We start from the raw sequence: 22,214 nt of genomic DNA, 5'->3' as shown, positions 1-22,214 counted from the left end.
AAACGAAATTTAAACTTGGGCCACCCTTCCTTTAACCTTCGTCCGTTAATCTAGCTATAGAGGTGATTAACGTGAATGAATGGATTATTGAAACAAAGGGGCTCAGCAAGCGTTATAAAGGACGTTATGCCGTTTCCAATCTGAATTTGAAAATTGCCAAAGGGGATATTTACGGCTTTCTGGGACCGAACGGCGCGGGCAAAACAACGACGATCCGCATGCTGCTTGGCTTGATCAAGCCATCCAATGGATCTGTGAATATTTTCGGAAAAGCGCTCAACAAGGAGAGACTTTCCATTTTGCGCCGGGTAGGCTCGCTTGTTGAATACCCCTCCTATTACGGGCACTTGAGCGCCACGGATAACCTAGAAGCCATACGCCGGATTATCGAAGCGCCCAAATCCAGAATTTCGGAGGTACTAAGCATTGTTGGGCTAGCGAAGGAAGCCCGGCGTCCGGTAAAAGGCTTCTCTCTCGGGATGAAGCAGCGACTTGGCATCGCAAGCGCTTTGCTAGGCAATCCAGAGCTGCTCATGCTCGATGAGCCAACCAACGGCCTCGATCCCTCCGGCATCTTGGAAATCCGCGAGTTAATTAAACAAATGCCCAAGCAGCATGGCATCACCGTACTCATCTCGAGCCATTTGCTTAGCGAGGTTGAACTCACCGCCGGGACGGTTGGCATCATACGGCAGGGAGAGCTTGTTTTTCAGGATACGATTGCGAATCTGCACCAGCAAGCACAGGGCAGCATGTCCCTTGTCGTCTCCGATCCTGAGCAAGCTCATATTACGCTGCGGCAGCACGGCATCGAATCGGTTCACCGTGGAAAAACCCTGCTGCTAGAGCAAACGAGTGACCATACGGTTGCACGTATCGTGCGAACGCTTGTGGAGCGCAAGCATGATATTTACCGGGTCGAGGAGAAGCGGAAGACGCTGGAGGAGCTTTTCCTACAGATTGTCGGGGAGGGAACGCAGCTATGATGTTCAAGGCGCTCTCATCTGATTTTTTGAAAATAAGAGGCAAAGGCATCTGGTTTCTGATCTTCCTTGGGCCTCTTGGCATCATCGCCATGCAGGCGCTCAACTACGGGCTTCGATATGACTATTTGACGCAAAGATACGCGGGCAGGCTATGGGAAACGCTGCTTGCGGACATCCAAATGTTTGTCCCCATCTCGCTCTTTCTAGGCGTTACGCTCGTCTCTTCGCTGCTTGCCCATATTGAGCATCAGACAAATGCGTGGAAGCAGCTGCTCGCGCTGCCGATCTCGCGAAACGCAGTCTTTTTCTCCAAATTCGCCATCAGCTTCCTGCTGCTTACCCTGTCTTGCATGGTGCTTGCAATAGGCGTGGCTGCGCTAGGGCTATCGCTGCGTTTCGGCATGGAAACGATGCCTATAGGGTCTATCCTGCGGCTCAGCTTCCTGCCATTTGCTGCTTCCCTTCCCGCGCTGGCCTTGTTCCTATGGCTGTGCATGCTTCTCAAAAACCAGGCTGTTCCCATCACGCTTGGCGTGCTAGCTGCGATCGGTTCTGTATTTACAAGCTTGATCTCAGGCACCTTATCCAAAATGCTGCCCCTAAACTGGCCGATGTTCGGCTATATTGGGCCGCGGCAAGAGCTGTTTGTCGCCGCCGGCTTTGCAGCTGGCTGCGTCATTTGTCTCATGGGGACCCTTCATTTCATCAAAAAGGATGTGAATTGAAATGAAGGGCTTCCTTCGATTAGTTGCTTCTGAACGGCTCAAGCTATCCAAATCGTATATCTGGATTCTGCTTCTGATTAGCCCGCTCCTGTCGCTCACGATCGGTGTCTTCCTATCCCTTGAATCTTTTGGCGCTGCCAATCGGCTTGAGGAATACGCTCTACTGGCCTCCACCATGTCTTCGTTCCATGCAATGCTGTTCTTGCCCATCCTTACGGGCATTCTATCCGCATTCGTCTGCCGATACGAGCATGCCGGAGGAGGCTGGAAACAGCTTCTGACGCTTCCCGTATCCCGGGTAAGCCTTTATTTGGCCAAGTTCAGCGTCATCGCCCTATTGCTGGCACTTACGCAGCTGTTATTTCTTATTGCCGTCATTGCTGCAGCAGCCTCGCATGACATCATCGACGGTCTTCCGTGGCGCTTGCTCCTGACCAGCATCGGAAGCGGCTGGCTGGCCTGCCTTCCGCTTGCAGCGCTGCAGCTGTTTGTTTCCATCAGTTGGAGCAGCTTTGCCGCTCCGCTGGTGATCAACGTGATGCTGACCATTCCGAACATGCTTATCGTCAATTCCGACAAAATCGGGCCCTACTATCCTTGGGCGCAGCCGATGCTGGCGATGCTAAGCTTCAGCGATCAAGATTTTGGCGCCTTTGCGCTGCCGCTTGAAACGCTGCTCATTACGGTGACAGGAAGCTTTACTTTGTTCCTTGTGATTGGGCTGCTTTATTTTAAACGCAAGGAAATCTAGGCCACAACCGCTAGAAAAACCAAAAGCCATCTATCCCTACATCACTGGGAAGATGGTTTTTTCATGTGCTTCACCCATCCAGCTTACATATGCTCCGCAAGATCTAGGGGCAGCTCCACTCCCGGTACTACAAAAGATAGAACTACTGCCCGGTTTGCTGCTTGGGCTATGATGAGAGAGGGAATAGAATCTGATCGAGGAAGGATGGATGAGCATATTGATTCTAAAGAACTTTGTACCCAATGAAGCGATAACTACGGAAGCCAAACCAAAACAATTCAAGCGAATGCTGTTCTATATTTTGGTCGCTGTGACCAGTTACTTTGGCGGGCTTTCGGCTTATCTTGCATTTCTGTCGATCGTTTACGACCAAGGGCTTGGCAGCGAATCCAAACTGCTTATTGGCTGGACGCTAGCTCCTTATCTATTTCTCATTTTGCCTTGCTATACGCTCCTCTTCCGCTGGAGCAGGGCAATGATTTGGCTGCGGATAATTTTGCTTATCGGATTAAGCTTCCTTGCTGCCGCGTCCGTTCCGTTCCTGATCGGCTTCGGGTTTGGTAAGCTAAGCCATCTTTTCTCGCCAGAGATAGGGGCTTTTGCCATTCTGTTTGCTAGCTCTTCGATTGTATTTACGATAGGCTCCCTGGTCTCCTTGAAAGAACGAGGCTACTTGTTATTCATGCTTGCAGCGCTGGTCTTGATCATCTATCCCAGCTTGACACTAGCAGCCGAAGCGGAGAAAAGCAGACCCACCATTCACGAAATTCCGCAAAGCTTCCACGGAACGGTCAGCATCCATTACGGCGTGCCTGACTACCCGCCTATCCCCAAGATCAAAGGATATCAAGTCATTTCAATTCCGGAGGACGGCATATATAAAACCTCGAGCCCGCGGCCTCCCAGAGGCATACGGCATACACTAGTGGACGAGAAGGGAAAGGAAATCCGTCCCCTAACCATTAACGGCGAAATGATGAGATTAGGCTCACAGCCGGCGATGACCATCAGTGAATACGAGGTGCCCTAACCTAACACAGGAGCACTTTTAGCGGACGAAGACTATGTGTCCTAACTCTATTGGTTTTCTTTTTTCGTTTTACGGTAGTGATTCACTACATCTATAACGACAATTAGGATCAATAACAGAAAGGATTGCAAAAAAGGCTTAACGAAAGTAGGCTCATCGTAGATAAAGCAAGCGACTATAAAATTGGCTATGAAAAAAAACAAGTACTTCCACATTGTATCGTCTCCTTTTCATTGAAAGCCCCAGCTTTCATGTCGCGAATACGGCTAGTATCTATTTGCCTTCTTAATCTGCAACTATACCGAGAGACTCCAGCTCCTTCATCACTTCCTCTATCTTGCGTTCGGGATTTAATATATGAATCATTTCAGCCGTAATGGCCTGCCCTTCATAAATCTCGGATACTTGCTGAACCGGGATCTCTTGTTCAAAATAACTGTTAGCGAAGTCCACGTAATCCTCTGCCGTCTGATGAATAGCCCCAAGCAGGAAAGCAGAACCGTCCACATGCTCGGATGCCTCAACGTTTCCTTTCTGCCATGCGGCGTCGCTGTTCTCCCGCCAAATGCAGAACGTAGCATCGTCCCTTTCGATCGCTTCATCATCGAGCAGTTGAAGGAGAGCGCTTGGAACAGCTTCATAAATGCCTGGTGCGATTGCCTGTTCATCGTTTGCATAGGGACTCAACTCCGATTCATGGTCGAAGCCTTTCAAGATCGTGCCGTGCGGCGCAAATAGAATGAACAAATGGTCTCCTGCTCCGTTATCAATTTTGGCCATAGCGATGTGATCGCTCCATGCTGGCTCAAAGCTATGGTAACGCAGCCATTCCTCCTCGCACAAAATGATACTTAAAGCGGCTTGCGCCTTCATTAGCTTCTTTAAATTGGCTGGTTCCGGCAAAGCTTCAATGCTGCTCATCTCTCCCATATCTTCTCTTCCTCCCCAATTGTTGTAATGAATATAGGAGCCATTTTAACATGAAAGCCTCCATATTTTCTCTAAAAACTGAAGAAAACCACTCAGCATCAGGAGAAACTGACGTCAACTAGCCCTACACAGGGCTGCAAAACACAACAAAAAAAAAGGAGCAGCCGCAGCCGCTCCTTCCCTTCCGTATTCCGTTTGATTAGGATTTGTGATCAGCAAGCCAAGCAGCCAGAGCCGCGATTTCGTCATCCTTGAGCTGCCCTTTGTAAGCCGGCATACCGTTCCCGCCGTTGCTGATCTGCGTTTTAATCTGATCTAGCGACAGCTCCGAGCCGACATGCTGAAGGTTAGGGCCAACGCCGCCAGCCAGATCAACGGCGTGGCAGCTGACACAGTTTTTGCCGTACAAGCTTTCGGCTTGGGCCGTGTCCACCGTAGCGCCGCCATTATTGGTTCCTGTATTGCTCGTTGGCGGCTGCTCATTCGTACCGTTGTTGGTTTTATTTCCTCCGCATGCGGCTAGTCCAATCAACAGCGCAAGAGCTGCAATCCATAACAATCCTTTGTTCTTAAGCATCATTGTATTGCCTCCTATCGTAGGGAGATTTGTAGTTAAGTTTCCCTAATTCGGCATCCGTATGCAGCTCATGCCAAACATTTTCAGAAAAGGCAATGCACGCATAACCGCACGCGAACTGGTTATCCTAAAAAAATGTCATGGCAGATGAAAATAGCAGCTTGTATCGCGGGGTGATGTCGTGGATTTACAAGGTGATCTGGTCAACCATTTGACCGAGCTTAGGAAAAGGCTGATCATCGTTATCGCATGTTTTTTTGTCGCAATGAGCGGCGGGCTTTATGTATCCCCGATCATTTTGCGGTATATCAAATCCGGTTTGACCGCCAAATCCGTCGAATGGAATGTATTCTCGTTTACGGACGGATTGTTTATCTATTTGCGCTGTGCTTTCCTGTTCGCAATCCTCTTCACACTGCCTGTGCTGCTTTACCAAACTTGGGCATTCGTGAAGCCAGGACTAACCGAAACCGAAGCCAAAGGCACATTAGCCTATGTGCCCGTGTCCTTTCTGCTGTTTCTGATCGGCGTTTCGTTCAGCTACTTTCTCGTATTTCCGATGATGCTCGGATTTATGATGGAGATGAATCAAAATGTCGGCGCTGTAGAGACGTATGGCATCGATCGGTATTTCAGCTTCTTGTTCAGTGTCGTATTCCCGCTTGGCGTTGCTTTCGAGATGCCGCTTGTGATTCTGTTTCTGACGAAGCTAGGCCTGCTCACACCCGAGCGCCTGAAAGGCTCTCGCAAATATGCTTATGTTAGCCTGGCTGTTGTAGGGGCCTGCATCTCCCCTCCCGATTTTGTATCTCACCTATCCGTAACGGTACCGCTGCTGTTGCTCTTTGAGATCAGCGTGCTCGTGACAAGGAGATACGCCAAACGGGTATCAGCCGTTCCTTCCCCAACTTGACCCAACAAAGGAGACTATCACATGTTAAACAACATCGGCGTTTCAGGGCTTGTTATTATTTTGCTAATCGCGCTCATCGTGTTTGGGCCGGCGAAGCTGCCGCTGCTCGGACGGGCGTTTGGCGATACGCTGCGCGAATTCCGCAGCTCGACTCGCGGCATTGTGGATGAGGAGCCAACTGCAGCACCCGCAGATAAGCAGGACGAAGTAAAGAAGCTGCTATAATCCAGCGTTTCTTCGTCACTCAACGGAATAAAGGGCCGTTCCCGGATTGCTTCGGGAGCGGCCCTTTTTGTTGTTGCCGGGCTCTTGGCTGCCGTCAGACCAGCAGGCCGCCCTTTTCTCTGTATTTCAATATCCCTTCCGCTGCGCGATAAGCGAGCGCCCCGACTGTATTCGTCGGGTTGTACCCGGCATTTTGCGGGAAAGAGCTCGCCCCGACAACGAACACGTTATCCGCGTCCCACATTTGGCTGTACGTGTTAACTGCTGAGGTTCCCGGCTGCGCCCCCATGATGACTCCGCCTGTGTTATGCGTCGACTGATAGGTCATAATATCGTAGGGCCCAAGCTCTTTCAAATAATCGACCTTATCCGCCCCCATCTCCTTGACGATCTGAGAGCAGCGCTCCGCCATGAATTTCGCAAGCTCACGGTCCTGATCTTCAAAGTCAAACGTAATGCGCAGGAGCGGATCGCCGTATACATCCTTATAGCTCGTATCCAAATCGATAAAATGGTGCTTGAACGACATCGACGATCCCTGCGCGCCTACGCCAAGCGTCCGATTCGCGTAATGCACCGACTTCGACTTAAATTCGGAGCCCCATGAAGCCGTTCCGGACGGAACCGGATTGTTCTGAATCGGGCGGGACCCGGACTGGCCAATCGCAATAACGCCGCCATGAATGAAATTCAGATCAGAGTGGTCAAAGTTATCTCCGTTGTAATCATCCAGCGAGACACCTAGCGAGCCTGCACCCGCAAAGTTATTGAATTGTTGGTTCTCGAAGAAGCCAATCGCGCTGCCCTTCGCCACCTGATAGGCGTAATTCCGGCCAATCACACCCGTTCCTGTAACCGGATCGTAAGCCTTGCCGAGCTGCGAAAGCAGCAGCAACCTGGCATTGTTGAATACATAACTGGTCAAAACGACAATGTCAGCGGGCTGAACGATTTCTTCCCCCGTCGTCACGTCCGTGTACATGACGCCGGTCGCCTTGCCTCCCTTATGTAACACCCGGCGAACGTTCGAATGGGTGCGGATCTCGAACTTGCCTGTTTTGTTGGCAACCGGAATAACGGTGACGACCGGGTCAGCTTTTGCCCCATATTCGCAGCCAAACCGCTCGCAATAACCGCAATACTGGCAGGCGGCACGGGCTATGCCATCAGGATTCGTATAGTTTTCGGATAGATTGGCCGAAGGCATCATATACGGATTCAGCTTCAGACGGGTAGCCGCATCGACAAACATCTTCATCGCTGGCGATTTCTTCATTGGCGGAGTTGGATATTCACTGCTGCGTTTGCCGCCCAGCGGGTTAGGCTCGCCTGAAATGCCTGCCGTTTTCTCGAATTTGTCGTAATAAGGCTCTATCTCGTCGTACGTGATGCCCCAGTCTTGAATGGTCATATCCGTTGGAATTTTGTTTTTTCCGTATTTTTCGATCGTCTTGCTGCGGATCTCAAAATCATACGGCAAAAACCGATACGTCTGCCCGTTCCAGTGGACGCCTGATCCTCCGAGTCCATCACCAATGAGAAAGGAGCCGTACTGTCTCATCGGCAGCGCGCGCACTTTTTCATTGCTGCGGAACGTAATCGTTTCTTTCGACAGGTCCTGCATCATTTCGTAACGCAGCGCATAACGGAGCTCATCATGCACCATAAAATAATCCTCGGTCTTCCGTTCCTTGCCCCGCTCCAGCCCGACAACGTTCAAGCCTGCTTTGGTCAGCTCGGCAGCAATGATGCCCCCAGCCCAACCGACCCCTACGATGACAACATCGGTTTTCGGTAATGTTTTGGCCATAATATCCTCCCTATTCGCTAATGTGACACCAGATGGTCTTGCAGGCTGCTTGGATCAAGCTTCGTAAAATCCTTTTCGATAATGCTTAAATAGCTCATCTGATTGCCCGGATAGCCGCGCATCTTCCAACCGTTCATATCCATATTGCCTCCGTATAACGGATCGCTGTATGCTCCCTCAAGCGTACTGCTGCGCAGCATTCTGAAGAAGCTGCTTGCGGAAATCGTCGTCAGCTTCACTTCATCTGACTCAAAGCCCTTCAGCAGCTCATCCTGCTGCTCGCCCGTTAGTGCCACGAAGCTGTCCTGGAACTTCGTCATACTGTAGTTTTCCAGCTCGCGCAGCCCGATCTCGAAAATTTCCCGACGCTTTAGCCGTCCCTGGTAGCCTTGCGTCATCTCACCTGTAAAGAATGGCGGCGACATGTAATCTCGGCCATTGAAGCCCCAATCTCCAGCTAGCTGGTGATCGATGAAGAAAGCGACCCCAAGCGATTTTGCGCCCGGTCCGGCTTCATCCTCGGGAAAAATCCGCTCCGTGGCACTCTCGACGATCCGGAACTGCTCTTGCGTAAAAAACATTAGCGCCCGGTTGTAGTTTTTGGGCTCCGCTGCCGTGCCTTCATCCGTCTTCGGAGGCGCCGGCTCTGCAGCCGGTTTTTTCTTAATCAGAGAGCCAAGCGCCCCGCCCACGACGAGACCGCCCAGCGCGTAACCTGAGTTGACCAGAAACTTACGACGCGAGTTTCCATCAACCGAGCCTTTGCCTGGTTCTTGCTGTTTATCACTAGGATCCAATACTTGCACCTCCTGGAAATCTCATTCTTTCCCCTTTATTATTTTCCAAGAAGTCATGAATATTCATGCAATGGAAATGGTCATGCTAAAAGCAAAATGTTACCCTATGGAGGATGATTCTTCGATGAGTGCTTTCAGCAAAATTTTGACCGTGTCCGCCGTGGTTCTCGCCCTTTCCGGCTGTGCGAGCGCAGCGCCAAATCCCCCGCAAACCAAAGCGTTAACGAAGGAAGAAGCCCATATGCTTCATGATCCTTCTGTCATTCCAAGCGAGAACGGAATCAAGCATCACACGACGAACAAGAATGGCCAGACGACAAGCGGAATGGGTACCTCCGTCTACAGCACAATTGGCAGCTCCGGGCTGCATTCGAACGGTTTCTCTGCCCATTTGGAATCCCGGCTCAGCGGGCTTGGCATTTCCGACGTGCGCGTATTCGTCTTCGACGATACGGTGATTCTCGCTACGCAAAAGCTTACTTCTTCAGGCTCCGCGTACGACAGCGTTCAGAAGAAGCTGCTTAACCAAACCGAAGGCATGTCCGCCAAAGGCTATTCGCCTGAGGACGGGCTCGGCGGCGTTAGCGGCAAAGACACCAGCAGCCACGACAACCTGTCGATGGCCGCTAGCCAAATTAAGAAGCTCATGGGCGGCGATGTGAAGGTGCTAACTGTCACGGGTGAACGCGCCGTGAAAGCCATCGAAAAAATTCGAACGGATGCATTGGCAACGAACCTGTCGCCGGATAAAATAGCAAGTGATATTCGCGAGCTTCTGAGGCTCGTGCAGGCGGGAAGCGGTAACGCGAAGTAAGAATGATGTGGGCAACACAATGTACGCAAATAAACGGATGCCGAGATTAATTCGGCATCCGTTTTCGTTATTGTATAGAACTGCAACTAACTACAATCTATTTGTTCCCAAACTGAGCATGGTGCAAACGGCTGTAAATGCCGCCCGCCGTGACGAGCTCCTCGTGGCGGCCTTGCTCGGTGATGCCTTGCTCCGTAACGACGACAATCCGGTCCGCGTTCTTAATCGTTGCTAGGCGGTGGGCGATGACCAGCGTCGTTCTGCCGACCGATAGCTCCGCGAGTGACTGCTGAATCGCCGCTTCCGTTTCCGTATCGAGCGCCGAGGTCGCTTCGTCGAGAATCAGAATCGGCGGATTTTTGAGGAACATCCGCGCGATCGCAAGGCGCTGCTTCTGTCCGCCGGACAGCTTCACGCCGCGTTCGCCAACAACCGTATCCAGCCCATTAGGCTGAGCGTGGATGAACTCCTCCAGCTTCGCCCTGCGCGCAGCCTGCCAAATATCCTCGTCCGACGCGCCAAGCTTGCCGTAGCTAATATTTTCACGAATGGTTCCCGCGAATAAGAAAACATCCTGCTGTACGATACCGATCTGCTTCCGAAGCGATTCCAGCTTCAAATTGCGCGTATCGTAGCCATCCACCGAGATGCTTCCTCCGTTGATCTCATAGAAACGCGGCAGCAAGCTGCACAGCGTTGTTTTTCCCGCGCCGGATGGGCCTACGAAAGCAATCGTCTCGCCTGCACGGATGGATAAATCGATATTTTGCAGCACCTTCGCTTCGCCTTCATAGCCGAAAGTCACATTCCGGTATTCAATGTTTCCGCTCAATCGGTTAACCGCAATCGCATTCGGCTTGTCCGCTACGTCCGGTTCCGTCTCCAGCAGCTGTACATATCGCTTAAATCCGGCAATGCCCTTCGGATAGCTTTCGATGACCGCGTTGATTTTTTCAATCGGCTTGAAGAAGATGTTTGTCAGCAAGACAAAGCTGATGAATTCCCCATATTTCAAGTCACCTTTAATAACAAACCAAGTGCCCGCAATGAGCACAAACACGGAAACGAGTCTCATCAGCATGTACGTAATGGAAGAGTTCAGGCCGATGATTTTGTAAGAGATGAGCTTCGCTTCCCGGAAACGCAAATTGTTCACCTTGAACAGCTTCTTCTCATGGCTTTCGTTCGAGAATGCCTGTACGACGCGAATACCGCCGACCGTATCCTCCACGCGCGCGTTGAAATCAGCCATGTCCGAGAATAGCCGATTGGCCGCCTTGGTCATTTTACCGTTAAACATAAGGACCAGCCAGATAATGATCGGAACGATCACGAACGTTAGAATCGCCAGCTCCAAGTTAATATACGCCATAATGCCGAACGCCCCGACCAGCGTCATCGCAGCGATGAACATATCCTCCGGCCCGTGGTGGGCGACCTCCCCGATCTCGAACAAATCATTCGTCAGACGCGAGATCAGATGCCCCGTCTTCGTATTGTCGAAGAAACGGAAAGAGAGCTTCTGTACGTGGTCGAACAGCTTTTTGCGCATGTCCGTCTCGATATTAATCCCAAGCATGTGACCCCAGTAGGTAACGACATAGGATAAGATCGTATTGATCACATAAACAACGAGCAAGATCGCGCACGCCGATAAAATCAATCCCCAATTCTCGTCCGGCAGCAAGGTATCAATCACATAACTGACCGCCAGCGGGAAGCAAAGCTCTAGCACAGCCAGCAGCACCGCACAGCAGAAATCGAGCAGAAACAGCTTTTTGTATGGCTTGTAATAAGCAAAAAATCGTAAAAGCATCGTAGACTCCTTCTTCTCCTGTAGTGATCATCATTTTCATGAAAATGATATACAAACACTATCAGGCTGTCAATCAAATGCCAAAATCAATTCGCTCAGGATGAGTGTAGACATTCATCTCTCCGCCCCTTATAAAGCCGACGCAGGTGATGCCCAAATCCTCGGCCAAACGAAGGGCCAGATCCGTAGGTGCCGACTTGCTGAGCATTATCCCGCAGCCAATCTTCGCCGCTTTCAGCACCGCCTCCGAGGACAGCCTGCCGCTGAACGCAATCACCTTATCCGAGGTACGCAGCCGATTCAGTAGACAGTAGCCGAACAGCTTATCCAGCGCGTTGTGTCGTCCAATATCCGTTCTAACCGCAAGCAGTTCCGCTGTAGTGCCGATAGCCGCATTATGAACGCCGCCTGTACTGCGGAACTCGGATGAGCTCTCCTGAAGCTCACGCATGAATCGGATGCACTGGTCGGCCGTTATTCGCGTACGCGTCATGATGGTCTTGGCCGTGAGCATATCATTGTGAAAATAAAACTGCCGGCTCTTGCCGCAGCAAGAACCGATGAAGCGTTTCGCATAATGAGCTTGGCTCACTGTATGCTTATGCTCAAGCTCGACATAGGCGATGCCTGTATCCTCTGCGATCGTCAGCGTTCTCACCTGACCTGCCGCACGAATCACACCTTCGGATGCCAGAAATCCGATGACCAGCTCCTGAAGATTCGATGGCGAGCAGACTAACGTAGCAAACTCTTCGCCATCAAGCTTCAAAGTAAGCGGGAACTCTGCCGCAATCACGTCTTCCTTCTCTAATGCCATGCTGCCGTCATATTTGAGAATGCGCCATGTTGTCGTGTTGGAAAGCTCCACTCGCATGCCCCTCTCCCGCAATGTGCTGCAAACCAAGCTAGTTCGCGTCCAGCCATCCAGCCTTCATGCTCAAGCCGGCGGTTCAATCTCCAGCTCAACGATCCGTTTCTCCATATACTTAGTATCCTTAAACGCATGATATGTGTCAGCTCGCTCCACGATCACCGACGTATTGTATTCAGGGATTCCCGCGAGCGGCTCGTAGACCCCTTTCGAGAACAGGCTGTTGCCTTCCGGCCAGTAAAGCTCGATATTCCCTTGAGCGATGTCTTCCCGTTTGGCTCGCCCATGGAAGCTCCCGCTTCGATTATAGACGACAATGGCGTCCCCTTCAGTAAGCGCAAGATCGGTTAAATCCGCTTCATTCATCAGAACGTCATAGCGGCCCGCGGCATTAAAAGCATCCTTCTCTCCGTAAATCATCGAGTTGAACTGCTTGCCACGCCGTGTCGTGGCGTAGAAATGCCCCTCCGGTATGCGCAGCTCAGGAAGCTCAATCGGCAGCAGCTGGCCCCGTCCATCAGGGGTCGGACACAAGCCACCCTCGCATAGCCAAGCTCCTCCCCATTGGAACACGTCACCTTGGTTCTTGAGCAGCTCTACCCCCTCATAATGCGGATTGGCTGCCGCGATTTCCCTGCGAACCGCCGCAGCATCCTCGAAGGCTATCGCAGCTTTAAGCTCCGGCCGAATGCGGGCTGCGAGGTCCGCATAAATCTGCCACTCCGCGCGGGCTTCTTCGATTCTTGGGCCTTCAATCGACGGCGAGTAATAAACCATTCGCTCCGTCGAAGTAGATGTGCCGCCGCCCGGCTGCTCATAGCGCGTCATGGCCGGCAGCACGATAACCTCCTCCTTCGCATCAAGGAGCGTAGAGCTGTTCAGTACAATATCTTGATGAACTCTTATATCGACTGCCTCCAAGCAGCGCTTTACAAATTCCGGGTCCGGCATCGTTTCGATGAAATTCCCGCCCGACGTGTAAAACAGCTTTAGCTTGCGTTCATGCCGCTCGGGGAGCAGCGCATTCTCAAGCGATACGCCAACGATATCTCCCTGCCAATCCGGCAGCTTAAATCCCCATACGTTCTCGATTCGGGAAATGTCAGCTCCTTTAAATTCTCCACCTGGCAAGCTGAACGGATCAGCGCCCATTTCACCGGAGCCCTGCACGCCGCTATGGCCGCGAATCGGCATTAAGCCGCAGTGCTCACGCCCGAGGAAACCCCGCAGCAGCGCGAGATTCGCGACCTGCGAGATATTGTCCGTCCCGAAGCGATGCTGCGTGAGCCCCATGCTCCAGACGAATACGCCGGATTTGGCGGCGGCAAGCAAGGCAGCGAATTCCCGCATCCGCTCGGCGGAGAGGCCGGAGGACTTCTCCAGCTGAGCCCATTCTTGGCAGAGGATATGAGCCTTCAGCTCCTCGAAGCCATTCGTATGCTCCTGTATAAAAGCGTGATCGATCGCCGAGCCCGGCTCCCTCTCCTCCATTTCAAACCAGCTCTTCATGACGCCATGCATGAACGCAATATCCCCGCCGATGTTCACTTGATAGAAATCGTCAGCCAGCTTCGTGCCAAACAACGCGGATTCCGGAATAGACGGAATCCAGTAGCCCTCCATGGCCGGCTCGCGATAAGGATTAATGACGATAATTTTCGTCCCTCTGCGCTTGGCAGCATACATGTATTTGGTCGATACGGGCTGATTATTAGCGGCGACGCTTCCCCAGAACACCAGTACATCCGTCCCGATCCAGTCCTTGTAATTGCAAGTAGAGGCTCCCACGCCAATGGAGCGTTTCATCGCTGTTTTGGACGGTGAATGGCAGATGCGCGAAGCGTTATCGATATTGTTCGTGCCAATAAGCCTCGCCGCCTTCGCAGCCACATAATACGATTCATTCGTAATGCCGCGTGCGGTTAAATAAAAGGCCAGTTGCTTCGGATCGATGTCCCTTGCTTTTGCCGCAATGCGGTCCAGCGCCTTATCCCAAGAGATTCGGCGAAAGCTGCGCTCCCCTTTGCTCCGGATCATCGGATACGGAAGCCGGCCCAGCTTGCGCAGCTGCGCGCTATCTAGCTTCCGCAGCTCTTCAATGTCCGAATGAAGAATGGCTGGTTTGATGGCAGGCATCGTGTTCAAACGCAGCACATTAAGCCTCGTTGTACAAATATGCGGGCCATCCAGCGTCTGATCGTATAAGCCGGATACGCCAAGCGCACAGCCATCGCATACTCCTTGAGTAAGAATTCGGTAGGCGTAAGGCAGGCTGTCCCGGTTATCCCACATCACCTTAATCGTATCGCGGATATGATGCGGCTTAATTCGACCGAGCCCAAACGGCGCTTTACTGACCCATAGCTTCGGATCTGGTCGCTTCGGCAGCTTGATCGGCCCCGTATGTAACGTTTTCTTCATCAATGATTCACCTCGTGAATGATCATTATGGAACGTTTGCTTAACACTCTATTGAAGCCCATTAGCAGTCAAGAAAGCGCATACATAAATGCGGGATTTTTACTGTCGGAAAAGTCTCAGCGAGATAAAGTGAGCTTATGATGGTTACGAAGGAATAACTTCATCCGTCGGATGGAGGCGATTTGCCGACTACAGCATGTTAGTACGAAAGGTGTTACTTTTATCCGGTTGATGGGGCGACGCGCCGACTACTGCTTGATAGTTCGAAAGGAGTTACTTTTATTCGGTTGATGGGGCGACGTGACGACTACTGCTTGATACTACGAAAGGAGTTACTTTTATTCGGTTGATGGGATCGACGTGACGACTATAGAATAATAGTACGAAAGGAGTTACTTTTATTCGGTTGATGGGATCGACGTGACGACTATAGAATGGTTATTTATGATTTAGAAGGAATTTCTCCCTCTAATACAACGTTATTCAATGAATGTGTGAAATAGATGGAATTCCTCCCGTTAATTCAGCCGTCCCATGTCATTTTCGGCGTATAATCTTGAATTATAGGGAAAATTTCCATCTAATTGCCTCAAAAGTAAAAAATCACTAAAAATAGCGGAATAAATTCCTTTTAATTCAATGGAGAGAAGTCATCTAGCTAAACGGTACAGGATCAGATGAAGGAGAAGGTTGAAAAAAGAAAACTGCCAGGAAAACGCATCTTCTCGCATCAGAATTTACTATCTATATCAAGTTTACTCTAAATAACCAGCAGCCTCAGCAAACCATCTTCGTTTCCCACTTCCTTCAAGTATAGCACTGCAGGCGGTAGAAGTAAGGAAACAAATTGAAGGGGAATGCTGGCCGAACACTCCCCCTTTATTATTCTCTTCCTAGATCGGCAAAACCTGCACAGCCGCCTGTTTGCCGCTGACTTGGATGCCCGACTGCTTCTTGCCGCTTTCCGCCAAATCCTTCAGCATACGCTCTAGAAGCTCCTTCGCCTTCGGTCCTTCCTTGCCCTTCAAACGGACGACAAGCTGCACGGCGTTGCCGGAGCCAAGAAGCTTCGCTGCTTGCCGCAGCTTCGTATCGTAGTCATGCTCCTCAATATGTGGAGTGAGACGCAGCTCCTTCACCTTACTTGGCTGCTCCTGCACTTTCGCGCCTTTCTTCTCTTGGCCCGCCTGCTGCTTGGCCTGCCCTTTGGCTACAAGCTTGCAAGGCGGCGGGCTGCTCATCAGCGAAGTGCAGACCAAATCCACCTTCAGCTCACGTGCCTTAGCCAGCGCTTCATCGCGCGAGACAATGCCTAGATCCTCGCCTCGCAATCCCGTCAAATGCACCTCGGAGGCGCGTATCTTTTCGTTCATAACAACCAATGCTGCCATTCCAGTATCGCTCCCTTACCCCAAATACGGAAAACAGCAGCCTCTACTAACTAAGCCGCTGTCTTTTCCTATTTCTATTATACGCTTTTCTCTAGCATCAAGCTCGAATTCTAAACATTTCTTACACTTCCAGCGCAGTTTTCTTATGAAGTGCTCCACCGTTATTCTCGGAGGATGCCTTGGCTTTGGCTTCATCCTCGATTCGTTCCGCTTTGCGCAGAAACTTCTGGCCTTTCCACCGGATAAGCGACAGCGTGCCACGTATATACTCATCCAGGATCATGCAGGCATAAATGCCGATCAACCCCCAGCCGAGCTCAATGCCAACCCAATACGCAAGGGCTGTTGCGACCAGCCACATCGAGAATACCGAGGTCCACATAGTAAAACGGGTATCGCCCACCGCATTTAGCGCATTCCCTAGCGCCATATTGATCATTTTGCCCGGCTGCAGAATCAAGTTCATGCCAAGCAACGATACGCCCAGCGCCACGATTTCTTTGTTTTCCGTGAACATACCTAGCAATTGCTTGCCGAATAGGAAGATGATAAAAGCATTCACCGTGACCACGCCCAATCCAATCAACATCGCGCGGTAAGCGAGCCCGTAAGCCTCCTTGACACGGCCTGCACCGTATAGATGCGCAATCTGTATTTGGACCGCTAGCGCAATCGAATAACCAAGCAGGAAGCAGAATGACTCGAGCGTATTCATATAGGTTCGCGCCGCCAGTTCATTCGAGCCGAGCATCGCCAGAAAGCTGAAGATAATCAGCTGCGTAAATACCCAGCAGGACATATTCACGCCAAGCGGCCAGCCGATGCGAATGACTTCACCGAACAGCTTGCGATTGAACACATTGAGATCGCGCAAGCCAATGGTCCGCTCGAAGGAGCTGAGAAACATAATGAACAGCACAACCGTTGCCAGCAAGCGGCATACGACTGTCGAGATCGCTACGCCCATCAAGCCCCATTTTGGAAAACCGAATGCCCCGAAAATAAACGCATAGTTGAGCAATACGTGTACGACATTCATGCCGATCGCGGTATACATCGGCCCCTTCGTGTTGCCTGTGTTCCGAATAGAGGTGCTAAGCGCCGACATCAAGGCAATCAACACCATGCCGCCGCCTACAATAGAAATGTACGTTTTGGCTAGCGGCAGCAAATCCTCAGGCAATTGCAGCAAAGCCGCAATCTGCTCGGGAATTAGAATCAGCAGCGCGCTGAGCGCAAGGCCGATTACCGCACTTACATTGACCGCCATAATGGCGATGGTGCGGGCGTCCTCGCCGTTGCGCGAGCCGATTTTTTGGGCGATGAGAATCCCCGCCCCGCTCGCCACAGTAATAAATAGTGTCGTTAATGCTTGAAACAGCTGATTGGAGAATCCGACCACCGCAACCGCGTCGTCCGAAATTCGGCTTACCATTAAGGTGTCCGCCGCCCCCAGCAAAAACTGCAAGAAAAGCTCAATAAATATCGGCCATGCCAACATCCAGAGCGATAATTTTTTGTTAGCTAAAGCCATCCCCATGTCCCCCTGCGCAGACCGCCTTAACGCTGCCTGCATCCGTTGTTTGATCATCCATCGTCATTTCAAATTATAGATGCTATACTGAGCTTGATGTATCACTTTTACAACCGAAACTATAACGATACAAACTTCAATAGAGCAAGGGGCAAACCAGGCCATGACGATCATTCATATGACGATTCCTCCGCTCCCCCACTATATAATCGGAGGTTATACGGTTGCTCCCTCGGGGCGGAAACATCCAAGCAGACGCAATATCGAAGTATTTGACCTGCTTGTGGTTACGCGCGGCTGCTTGTACATGGGCGAGGAAGAGCAGCATTACGAAGTGCGAGCGGGGCATTCGCTTATTTTGCGGCCGGATGCCCATCACTACGCCACTCTTGCCTGCCAAGAACAGACCACTTATTATTGGGTTCACTTTCAGACCACAGGTACCTGGAGCGTATCTGACCAAGCTGCTGTACCAGAGCAAGCGGAGCCGTCCAAAGAGAAAGCGCTTTCTGCTAGTTTTTACACAACACAAACCTTCACGAAACAACTGCCCCAGTTCGCCAAGCTGCTGCAGCCCTCCAAGCTGGACAGCCTGCTGCGGCAGCTCGTCCAGCTCAATATGAATGATCATATCCCAAGCGTGAAATGGAAGCAGCAGCTCGTATTTCAGGAGGTGATTGAACAGCTGTCCGCTTCGATGGAGATGCAGGGACCCTCGCCCTCCGCCCTCTGCGCGGAACAGGCAGCCTCCTATTTGCGGGAGCATTACCGTGAAAATATAACCGCTCAGGAGCTGGGCGAGAGCATTAACTTCCATCCCGTCTATATCGCAAGGTGCATGCAAAAGGAGTTCGGCTGCGCCCCATTCGACTATTTGATGAGGTTCCGCATCGAGCGCGCCAAGCTGCTGCTCCTTCAGACGGATCTTCCTATCGCCCGGATTGGGGAAGAGGTCGGCTTTAACCACGCTGCCTACTTCACCTCCTGCTTCGCAAAATACGAGAGCATCTCACCGCGCAAATACCGTCAGCGCTTCTCGCACGGTTGAGGCTGATTATAATATAAATGGGCCATTCCATAATATCGCAGCCAAAACAGCCCCACCGAGTGAACGGTGAGGCTGATTGGGCTGCGAACGCTCTAGCGCCCGTCAAGCTTGGCACATTTGGCTGCTTAACGGAAGCACACCTCCCAGCGCTGATGATGTACCTGGGCGAGAACCTCCGAATAGCTTACCTTTTTATTTTTGTAGCGAATACTTTAAGTGAACAATTTTGCTATTAGATTGGCTGCCATTCCATTCCGTATAAGCCAGCGCTTTGCCGGAAGGACTCCAAGAGGTTACTGCATTTTCGACGTCTGCTGCTAATTGAGTAGACTTGCCTGTTAACATATCATAGACATAAATCCCTTTAACGGTTATTCCGTTTGCATCGCCCTTCTCGTTGTATGCAATCATCCGCTGATCCGGCGACCATGAAACACCGCCAAGCTCCGTCCCTTCTGCAATCGTTTTCGAATTCCCCCCATCCGCGTCACAAAGAATCATCACGCTTTTGGAGCCGTTGGTTTGCATGACCAGCATTTGATTCCCATCCGGCGAGGGTACTACCTTGTAAACATGGTCAAACTTTAATTTAGTCTTTTCCTTGGTAGTGAGGTTCAGCGCCATTAAGGATTCATCGGAATTGGTATTGTAATAAACCGTATCCTTCATTTTTTCAACGATAAACAAAGCTTCCTCACTCAATTCGGCTAATGGAGCAATGCTCCCACCCGTACTTGCCGTATAGGCGCCACCGCTGTAAGCTGCGCCAATAATCGTATCTTCATCCGCCCATTTGGCACTGACCGCTCCGCCAATATTATTGCCGATGATACCGAAGGATTGGAGCGTTTCCAGGTTCAACACATAATAAACAGGGTCGCCTAAATCGAATTCATGATACAGCAAATGCTTTTTATCCGAAGATAAGGCTGCGCCTCCCAAAAACACATTATCCTGTTCTTTTAGCAGCTTGTATTGTTTGGTATTGATGTTGTACAAATACAGGCTTCTAGGATATGAATCCGACAATTCTGCCAGCTTCATTTTGTCTAATGACGTATTTTCTTTGGACACAATAACAGTTTCCTCATCCAGCCAATCCGTCATTTCTACCTTCTCATACGATTCTACTTTTTCCACGGATACATTTGGGTCGCCGGCTTCCTTGCCTGCATTATCAATGACCGTTATCGTTTCACCGGGCTCTTTGATGGTCACCTTGTCAACATTCTCTCCCGAGCTACAAGCTGTGACAAATACAAGCATTGCTGCAATAGACCCCTTAATCACCATTTTTGTTTTCTTCATATTGCTCGCCTCCTCGATACCTACAATATCAAGAAATTGTTCCAGAAATACAAACGGATGTTTCCAAGATGTAAACAAAAGCATCGAAATTGTTCATCATGCACTCGTCTCCACTGGCTTATAAGTTGGAAAAGAGATTCGGAATACAGTTCCTGCCGCATCTGTGCTTACAAGAGCGATAGAACCCCCTTGCGTTTCCGCATACTGCTTAGCTAGAGAAAGCCCAAGCCCTGCGCCGCCGTTTTCTCGGGATCTGTTTTTATCAACCGTATAGAACGGATCAAAAATCTTGTGAACGACTTCTTCCGGGATGCCAATGCCCGTATCGGCAATTTCAATCGTAACCAGGCCATCCTTCACATCATTTTTCACAAAAATATGGCCCTGCGCTTTGTTATACTTAATGGCATTATCCATGAGATTCACAAGCACAATGGTCAAAATATCTTTATCGGCTTCCACATAAGCCTCGGTTAAATCGGTCTCCAGCTGTATCCCGAACTTGTCCATTTTACCTTTCAGGCTGTTCAGCACCAATTGGATAGCCGGCTGCACATCGACCTTTTCCTTATTAAATTCAAAATCATATTTTTCCAAGGAAGCGAGTTGCAGCACCTTTTCAACCATTTCATACAGCCGCTGGGTTTCACTTTGAATATTGATTTTGGCTGTTTCCAGCAGCTTCTCATCATCTGGATACATGTCAAGCAAGTCGATATAGGCTTTGATTGATGTTAACGGCGTTTTAAATTCGTGGGTGACGTTGCCAATAAACTGCTTTTGCTGCTGATCTAGCAGGGATAGCTTATGAACCGCCAGTGTTAGCTTTTCCCGTTCTTGATCCTTATCCCGCATCGTTCTCATCATTTGCTCGCTCATCTCGCGAATGCCTTTGCTTAGTTCACCGATTTCATCCTTACGCGAGAGCGTTTCTGTCTTAAAATGCCCTTCCCGAATCCTGCCCACCGATTGGTTAAGCCTGATGATGCCGCTGGCAAACGCATTAAAATATAAATAAGCCAGAACAAAGCTGAGTAAAAATACACCCGTGCCTATATAGATAAACAACTGCTTGATCTGATTGTAAAAGGCAAGGTTTTTCGATAGCGAGTAATTGAACTGTACAACGCCCACTTGCTCATTGCCTGTTCTTAATGGCGTCATGTAAAATAACGAATCTTTAGCCGTCAAATAGGCCGTTTTATTATTTAGCGCAAAGGCTAACGTTTTTTTCATGCTGTCGGAGGTAGCAGGCGATCTATCCTTATTCACGACGGTTCCTTGCTGATCATACAGCACGACCGATTGTCCGCTGATTAATTCCAATTGCCCGGCAAACTCCTTACCTTTGGATGCCAGGAACGTTTGAGGCACCTTATTAGACTCAGCCATAAGGGTCTGAATAAAATAGACGTTTGCAGTTGTCGCTTGCTGGGCCAAGTATTGCTCAACCTCTGCTTGTTGATTTTGCTTAATTCCCTCGAGCACCAGCAAGCTTAGGACAAATACAGTAAGAAGCAATAGCGCAGCCAAAAAAATACTGAATTTAATTTTTATGCTGATTCTCACCGTAACCTCCCAAGACTTTATATCCGATACCGTGAACGGTTTGTATCATTTCACTGATGTCCGGCCCCAGCTTTTTTCTCAGCCGCTGAACATGAATATCCACGGTGCGCGTACCGCCTATATACTCCATTCCCCAGACCAAATCGAGGAGCTGCTCCCTGGTATATACCCTATCGGGGCTGGATATTAACAAAGCCAACAGATCGTATTCTTTAGGCGTCAAGTCAAGCTTCTCATCGCCTGCCCAAGCCGTACGTTTATTTATATGCAGCACGATTGCACCCAGCCTAATCTCATCAAGCTCTGGCTTTTCTTCCGCAGCCTGCATTCTTCTTAGCAATGACTTTAAACGCGCAAGCAGCTCCCGCATATCAAAAGGCTTTGTGATATAATCGTCGGCTCCCAGCTCGAGCCCTAAAATTTTATTAACAATATCTTCTTTGGCAGTCAGCATAATGACGCCGATGCGCCCTTTATCCTGAAGCTTCTTTAAAATGTCATAGCCATCCATGCCGGGAAGCATCACATCCAAAATAATCGCATCTGGACGAAACGCATAAAACCTTTCGATAGCTAAAGCTCCATGATCGACAACCTCGACGGTATATCCTTCTCTTCTTAAGGCATAAGCGATTGCATCCGCAATTTTTCGTTCATCTTCAATGACCATAATTTTTCCGTTCATCGATTCACCAACC

The 22,214-nt window shown here is 50.2% G+C and carries 20 protein-coding genes; 8 read left to right on the top strand and 12 right to left on the bottom strand.

Annotation, left to right across the window (positions count from 1 at the left end):
• Positions 1-71: 71 nt before the first annotated feature.
• The 4 genes from FJQ58_RS03805 (at position 72) to FJQ58_RS03790 (ending at position 3,492) form a co-directional block, all read left to right on the top strand.
• Positions 72-986 (top strand): ABC transporter ATP-binding protein, encoded by a 915-nt coding sequence (locus FJQ58_RS03805; protein WP_139991105.1) that lies wholly within the window; start codon positions 72-74, stop codon positions 984-986.
• On the top strand, positions 983-1,711 hold the full coding sequence (locus FJQ58_RS03800; RefSeq protein ID WP_139991104.1) for an ABC transporter permease: 729 nt from the start codon (positions 983-985) through the stop codon (positions 1,709-1,711). The genes FJQ58_RS03805 and FJQ58_RS03800 overlap by 4 nt, the downstream gene beginning before the upstream one ends.
• 1 nt (position 1,712) lies before the next feature.
• A complete protein-coding gene (locus FJQ58_RS03795) occupies positions 1,713-2,462 on the top strand; it encodes an ABC transporter permease (protein ID WP_139991103.1) in 750 nt (249 codons plus the stop codon).
• A 208-nt stretch (positions 2,463-2,670) separates the two neighbouring features.
• On the top strand, positions 2,671-3,492 hold the full coding sequence (locus FJQ58_RS03790) for a DUF6843 domain-containing protein (RefSeq protein WP_139991102.1): 822 nt from the start codon (positions 2,671-2,673) through the stop codon (positions 3,490-3,492).
• A 285-nt stretch (positions 3,493-3,777) separates the two neighbouring features.
• On the opposite strand, the gene FJQ58_RS03785 is transcribed toward FJQ58_RS03790, so the two are convergent.
• Both FJQ58_RS03785 and FJQ58_RS03780 read right to left on the bottom strand, forming a co-directional pair.
• Complete coding sequence (locus tag FJQ58_RS03785; RefSeq protein WP_238403773.1) at positions 3,778-4,422, bottom strand: hypothetical protein; 645 nt, start codon at positions 4,420-4,422, stop codon at positions 3,778-3,780.
• Between the two features lie 199 nt (positions 4,423-4,621).
• A complete protein-coding gene (locus FJQ58_RS03780; RefSeq protein ID WP_139991101.1) occupies positions 4,622-5,002 on the bottom strand; it encodes a c-type cytochrome in 381 nt (126 codons plus the stop codon).
• A 178-nt stretch (positions 5,003-5,180) separates the two neighbouring features.
• Between FJQ58_RS03780 and tatC the strand changes: the two genes are divergently transcribed.
• Both tatC and tatA read left to right on the top strand, forming a co-directional pair.
• On the top strand, positions 5,181-5,912 hold the full coding sequence (gene tatC, locus FJQ58_RS03775) for a twin-arginine translocase subunit TatC (protein ID WP_139991100.1): 732 nt from the start codon (positions 5,181-5,183) through the stop codon (positions 5,910-5,912).
• 21 nt (positions 5,913-5,933) lie between these two features.
• Positions 5,934-6,137 carry a twin-arginine translocase TatA/TatE family subunit gene (gene tatA / locus FJQ58_RS03770; protein WP_139991099.1) on the top strand — a complete coding sequence of 68 codons (204 nt, stop codon included), beginning with the start codon at positions 5,934-5,936 and terminating at the stop codon, positions 6,135-6,137.
• A 94-nt stretch (positions 6,138-6,231) separates the two neighbouring features.
• Here the strand turns inward: tatA and FJQ58_RS03765 are convergent, their stop codons facing one another.
• On the bottom strand, positions 6,232-7,947 hold the full coding sequence (locus FJQ58_RS03765; protein WP_139991098.1) for a GMC family oxidoreductase: 1,716 nt from the start codon (positions 7,945-7,947) through the stop codon (positions 6,232-6,234).
• A gap of 17 nt (positions 7,948-7,964) precedes the next feature.
• On the bottom strand, positions 7,965-8,744 hold the full coding sequence (locus FJQ58_RS03760) for a gluconate 2-dehydrogenase subunit 3 family protein (protein ID WP_139991097.1): 780 nt from the start codon (positions 8,742-8,744) through the stop codon (positions 7,965-7,967).
• 124 nt (positions 8,745-8,868) lie between these two features.
• Between FJQ58_RS03760 and FJQ58_RS03755 the strand changes: the two genes are divergently transcribed.
• Positions 8,869-9,558, top strand: coding sequence for a hypothetical protein (locus FJQ58_RS03755; protein WP_139991096.1), 690 nt, complete (start codon positions 8,869-8,871; stop codon positions 9,556-9,558).
• A gap of 97 nt (positions 9,559-9,655) precedes the next feature.
• On the opposite strand, the gene FJQ58_RS03750 is transcribed toward FJQ58_RS03755, so the two are convergent.
• From FJQ58_RS03750 to FJQ58_RS03730, 5 genes are all read right to left on the bottom strand, one after another.
• Complete coding sequence (locus FJQ58_RS03750; protein WP_139991095.1) at positions 9,656-11,374, bottom strand: ABC transporter ATP-binding protein; 1,719 nt, start codon at positions 11,372-11,374, stop codon at positions 9,656-9,658.
• Between the two features lie 73 nt (positions 11,375-11,447).
• Positions 11,448-12,242 carry a formate dehydrogenase accessory sulfurtransferase FdhD gene (gene fdhD, locus FJQ58_RS03745; RefSeq protein WP_420799810.1) on the bottom strand — a complete coding sequence of 265 codons (795 nt, stop codon included), beginning with the start codon at positions 12,240-12,242 and terminating at the stop codon, positions 11,448-11,450.
• Between the two features lie 69 nt (positions 12,243-12,311).
• On the bottom strand, positions 12,312-14,666 hold the full coding sequence (locus FJQ58_RS03740) for an FdhF/YdeP family oxidoreductase (RefSeq protein ID WP_139991093.1): 2,355 nt from the start codon (positions 14,664-14,666) through the stop codon (positions 12,312-12,314).
• An 893-nt stretch (positions 14,667-15,559) separates the two neighbouring features.
• On the bottom strand, positions 15,560-16,048 hold the full coding sequence (gene infC, locus FJQ58_RS03735) for a translation initiation factor IF-3 (RefSeq protein WP_139991112.1): 489 nt from the start codon (positions 16,046-16,048) through the stop codon (positions 15,560-15,562).
• Between the two features lie 130 nt (positions 16,049-16,178).
• A complete protein-coding gene (locus tag FJQ58_RS03730) occupies positions 16,179-17,591 on the bottom strand; it encodes an MATE family efflux transporter (RefSeq protein WP_139991092.1) in 1,413 nt (470 codons plus the stop codon).
• A gap of 163 nt (positions 17,592-17,754) precedes the next feature.
• On the opposite strand from FJQ58_RS03730, the gene FJQ58_RS03725 reads away from it, so the two are divergent.
• Entirely contained in the window at positions 17,755-18,639 is an 885-nt protein-coding gene (locus tag FJQ58_RS03725) for a helix-turn-helix domain-containing protein (RefSeq protein WP_139991091.1), read from the top strand.
• A 192-nt stretch (positions 18,640-18,831) separates the two neighbouring features.
• Here the strand turns inward: FJQ58_RS03725 and FJQ58_RS03720 are convergent, their stop codons facing one another.
• From FJQ58_RS03720 to FJQ58_RS03710, 3 genes are all read right to left on the bottom strand, one after another.
• Positions 18,832-19,947 carry a TolB family protein gene (locus tag FJQ58_RS03720; protein ID WP_139991090.1) on the bottom strand — a complete coding sequence of 372 codons (1,116 nt, stop codon included), beginning with the start codon at positions 19,945-19,947 and terminating at the stop codon, positions 18,832-18,834.
• A 96-nt stretch (positions 19,948-20,043) separates the two neighbouring features.
• On the bottom strand, positions 20,044-21,516 hold the full coding sequence (locus FJQ58_RS03715) for a sensor histidine kinase (protein ID WP_139991089.1): 1,473 nt from the start codon (positions 21,514-21,516) through the stop codon (positions 20,044-20,046).
• Positions 21,494-22,201, bottom strand: a complete 708-nt coding sequence (locus tag FJQ58_RS03710) for a response regulator transcription factor (protein ID WP_139991088.1) — start codon at positions 22,199-22,201, stop codon at positions 21,494-21,496. The genes FJQ58_RS03715 and FJQ58_RS03710 overlap by 23 nt, the downstream gene beginning before the upstream one ends.
• Between the last annotated feature and the right edge of the window lie 13 nt (positions 22,202-22,214).

The sequence above is a fragment of the Paenibacillus paridis genome, assembly GCF_006345825.1.
Classification (GTDB): Bacteria; Bacillota; Bacilli; order Paenibacillales; family Paenibacillaceae; genus Pristimantibacillus; species Pristimantibacillus paridis.
The sequence above is the reverse complement of the archived record's forward strand: the minus strand, read 5'-3'. Positions and strand labels throughout refer to the sequence as shown.

Bases quoted from the DNA above. Each gene is read 5' to 3' on its own strand.
- FJQ58_RS03720 (WP_139991090.1), bottom strand. From the start codon at position 19,947: ATGAAGAAAACAAAAATGGTGATTAAGGGGTCTATTGCAGCAATGCTT.
- FJQ58_RS03800 (WP_139991104.1), top strand. From the start codon at position 983: ATGATGTTCAAGGCGCTCTCATCTGATTTTTTGAAAATAAGAGGCAAA.
- FJQ58_RS03785 (WP_238403773.1), bottom strand. From the start codon at position 4,422: ATGGGAGAGATGAGCAGCATTGAAGCTTTGCCGGAACCAGCCAATTTA.
- FJQ58_RS03765 (WP_139991098.1), bottom strand. From the start codon at position 7,947: ATGGCCAAAACATTACCGAAAACCGATGTTGTCATCGTAGGGGTCGGT.
- FJQ58_RS03790 (WP_139991102.1), top strand. From the start codon at position 2,671: ATGAGCATATTGATTCTAAAGAACTTTGTACCCAATGAAGCGATAACT.
- FJQ58_RS03740 (WP_139991093.1), bottom strand. From the start codon at position 14,666: ATGAAGAAAACGTTACATACGGGGCCGATCAAGCTGCCGAAGCGACCA.
- tatA (WP_139991099.1), top strand. From the start codon at position 5,934: ATGTTAAACAACATCGGCGTTTCAGGGCTTGTTATTATTTTGCTAATC.
- FJQ58_RS03725 (WP_139991091.1), top strand. From the start codon at position 17,755: ATGACGATCATTCATATGACGATTCCTCCGCTCCCCCACTATATAATC.
- FJQ58_RS03755 (WP_139991096.1), top strand. From the start codon at position 8,869: ATGAGTGCTTTCAGCAAAATTTTGACCGTGTCCGCCGTGGTTCTCGCC.
- FJQ58_RS03750 (WP_139991095.1), bottom strand. From the start codon at position 11,374: ATGCTTTTACGATTTTTTGCTTATTACAAGCCATACAAAAAGCTGTTT.
- FJQ58_RS03710 (WP_139991088.1), bottom strand. From the start codon at position 22,201: ATGAACGGAAAAATTATGGTCATTGAAGATGAACGAAAAATTGCGGAT.
- FJQ58_RS03780 (WP_139991101.1), bottom strand. From the start codon at position 5,002: ATGATGCTTAAGAACAAAGGATTGTTATGGATTGCAGCTCTTGCGCTG.
- FJQ58_RS03730 (WP_139991092.1), bottom strand. From the start codon at position 17,591: ATGGCTTTAGCTAACAAAAAATTATCGCTCTGGATGTTGGCATGGCCG.
- FJQ58_RS03795 (WP_139991103.1), top strand. From the start codon at position 1,713: ATGAAGGGCTTCCTTCGATTAGTTGCTTCTGAACGGCTCAAGCTATCC.